General features: G+C 52.1%; 1 tRNA gene and 2 rRNA genes. All 3 read right to left on the reverse strand.

Annotation, left to right across the window (positions count from 1 at the left end):
* Positions 1–5: 5 nt before the first annotated feature.
* Positions 6–120: ribosomal RNA gene (rrf, locus tag NV375_RS12585) — 5S ribosomal RNA — on the reverse strand.
* 181 nt (positions 121–301) lie between these two features.
* Positions 302–3184, reverse strand: a 23S ribosomal RNA gene (locus tag NV375_RS12590).
* Positions 3185–3453: 269 nt separating this feature from the next.
* A tRNA-Ala gene (locus NV375_RS12595) sits at positions 3454–3529 on the reverse strand.
* Between the last annotated feature and the right edge of the window lie 2 nt (positions 3530–3531).

Here is a 3531-nt window from a genome sequence, read left to right on the forward strand (position 1 = left end):
TTAAAGCCTGGCGGTGTCCTACTCTCACATGGGGAAGCCCCACACTACCATCGGCGCTGAAGCGTTTCACTACTGAGTTCGGAATGGATCAGGTGGTTCCACTTCGCTATGGCCGCCAGGCATAAACTTGTCAAAAATAAGGTCTAAGCTGATTGTAACAAGCATGGAGCCACCCTGCTTGCTTCGTCGTAGCCCGTACTTCTAGTACGGGGTAACGCTAACATTTGGTAAAGGTTCGAACTTGTCCCCGTAGTAGAACTACGGGCTACCTCTTCACAACCCTAAACACCTTCGGTGTTGTATGGTTAAGCCTCACGGGCAATTAGTACGGGTTAGCTCAACGCATTACTACGCTTCCACACCCCGCCTATCAACGTCGTCGTCTTCAACAACCCTTCAGAGCACTTACGTGCTAGTGAGAGCTTATCTTGAGGCTCGCTTCCCGCTTAGATGCTTTCAGCGGTTATCGATTCCGAACATAGCTACCGGGCAGTGCCACTGGCGTGACAACCCGAACACCAGAGGTTCGTTCACTCCGGTCCTCTCGTACTAGGAGCAACCCCTCTCAACTCTCAAACGCCCACGGCAGATAGGGACCGAACTGTCTCACGACGTTCTAAACCCAGCTCGCGTACCACTTTAAATGGCGAACAGCCATACCCTTGGGACCGACTACAGCCCCAGGATGTGATGAGCCGACATCGAGGTGCCAAACACCGCCGTCGATATGAACTCTTGGGCGGTATCAGCCTGTTATCCCCGGAGTACCTTTTATCCGTTGAGCGATGGCCCTTCCATTCAGAACCACCGGATCACTATGACCTGCTTTCGCACCTGCTCGACGTGTCTGTCTCGCAGTTAAGCTGGCTTGTGCCATTACACTAACCGTACGATGTCCGACCGTACTTAGCCAACCTTCGTGCTCCTCCGTTACGCTTTGGGAGGAGACCGCCCCAGTCAAACTACCCACCAGGCACTGTCCGCAATCCCGATAAGGGACCAACGTTAGAACATCAAACATACAAGGGTGGTATTTCAAGGATGGCTCCACATCAACTAGCGCCAATGCTTCTAAGCCTCCCACCTATCCTACACATGGAGGTTCAATGTTCAGTGCCAAGCTGTAGTAAAGGTTCACGGGGTCTTTCCGTCTAGCCGCGGGTACACCGCATCTTCACGGCGATTTCAATTTCACTGAGTCTCGGGTGGAGACAGCGTGGCCATGGTTACACCATTCGTGCAGGTCGGAACTTACCCGACAAGGAATTTCGCTACCTTAGGACCGTTATAGTTACGGCCGCCGTTTACCGGGGCTTCGATCAAGAGCTTCGCTTACGCTAACCCCATCAATTAACCTTCCGGCACCGGGCAGGTGTCACACCGTATACGTCCACTTTCGTGTTAGCACAGTGCTGTGTTTTTAATAAACAGTCCCAGCCACCTGGTCACTGCGGCCAGCTCCAGCTCCCCCCGCAAGGGGTTCACTAGCTCTGGCGTACCTTCTCCCGAAGTTACGGTACTATTTTGCCTAGTTCCTTCACCCGAGTTCTCTCAAGCGCCTTAGTATTCTCTACCTGACCACCTGTGTCGGTTTCGGGTACGGTCAACATGTACCTGAAGCTTAGAGGCTTTTCCTGGAAGCAGGGCATCAACAACTTCCGCTCCGTAGAGCGTCGTCTCGTATCTCAGTCTTAGCAGTCCGGATTTACCTAAACCGCCAACCTACATACTTTCACCGGGATAACCAACACCCGGCTTGCCTAGCCTTCTCCGTCCCCCCATCGCAGTACATGTCGGTTCAGGAATATTAACCTGATTCCCATCGACTACGCCTCTCGGCCTCGCCTTAGGGGCCGACTTACCCTACCCTGATTAGCATGGGATAGGAAACCTTGGTCTTCCGGCGTGGGGGTTTTTCACCCCCATTATCGTTACTCATGTCAGCATTCGCACTTCTGATACCTCCAGCATGCTTCTCAACACACCTTCAACGGCTTACAGAACGCTCCCCTACCCAGCATACAAGTATGCTGCCGCAGCTTCGGTGCATGGCTTAGCCCCGTTACATCTTCCGCGCAGGCCGACTCGACTAGTGAGCTATTACGCTTTCTTTAAAGGATGGCTGCTTCTAAGCCAACCTCCTAGCTGTCTGAGCCTTCCCACATCGTTTCCCACTTAGCCATGACTTTGGGACCTTAGCTGGCGGTCTGGGTTGTTTCCCTCTCCACGACGGACGTTAGCACCCGCCGTGTGTCTCCCGGATAGTACTCACTGGTATTCGGAGTTTGCATGGGGTTGGTAAGTCGGGATGACCCCCTAGCCCAAACAGTGCTCTACCCCCAGTGGTATTCGTCCGAGGCGCTACCTAAATAGCTTTCGGGGAGAACCAGCTATCTCCGGGCTTGATTAGCCTTTCACTCCGAGCCACAGGTCATCTCCTAATTTTTCAACATTAGTGAGTTCGGTCCTCCAATTGATGTTACTCAATCTTCAACCTGCCCATGGCTAGATCGCCCGGTTTCGGGTCTATACCTTGCAACTAAGCGCCCAGTTAAGACTCGGTTTCCCTACGGCTCCCCTATACGGTTAACCTTGCTACAAAATATAAGTCGCTGACCCATTATACAAAAGGTACGCAGTCACCCTCCGAAGAAGGCTCCTACTGCTTGTACGTAGACGGTTTCAGGTTCTATTTCACTCCCCTCGCCGGGGTTCTTTTCGCCTTTCCCTCACGGTACTGGTTCACTATCGGTCAGTTGGGAGTATTTAGCCTTGGAGGATGGTCCCCCCATATTCAGTCAAGATAACACGTGTCCCGACCTACTCGTTTTCACAATCATTGCCTCGTCGTGTACGGGACTATCACCCTGTATCGTTGAGCTTTCCAACTCATTCCACTAAAACTATGACTGCTTAAGGGCTACTTCCCGTTCGCTCGCCGCTACTAGGGAAATCTCGGTTGATTTCTTTTCCTCCGGGTACTTAGATGTTTCAGTTCTCCGGGTTCGCTTCCTTAAGCTATGTATTCACTTAAGGATAGTGTGCAAGCACACTGGGTTGCCCCATTCGGAAATCCATGACTCAAGCGGCTCTTACTGCCTCATCATGGCTTATCGCAAGTTAGTACGTCCTTCATCGCCTCCAACTGCCTAGGCATCCACCGTCTACGCTTCGTCACTTAACCATACAACCCGAAAGTGTCTCTCGGTTTATATGGGCTGTTCTCGATGCTGTACACAAGTTCGATACGCCTCTACCAAAATGGTTGATTCAAGTAGAGTGGCATTTCATTACTTTATTACAATCAGCTTGTCCTTATTTTTAAAGAGCGTGTAACGCAAAGTTACCGGTAAACCCTGTCGTCGCTTTCGTGCCCGCAGCTCTACTGCGGGAGATAGCTAGACCCGTAGTAAAACTACGGGCTACAGCGCTTAACGCTAACTTCGGAAGAAATGGTGGAGCCAAGCGGGATCGAACCGCTGACCTCCTGCGTGCAAGGCAGGCGCTCTCCCAGCTGAGCTATGGCCCCAT

Origin of the sequence: Pseudidiomarina sp. CB1, assembly GCF_024752025.1 — a bacterium.
Taxonomy (GTDB): Bacteria; Pseudomonadota; Gammaproteobacteria; order Enterobacterales; family Alteromonadaceae; genus Pseudidiomarina.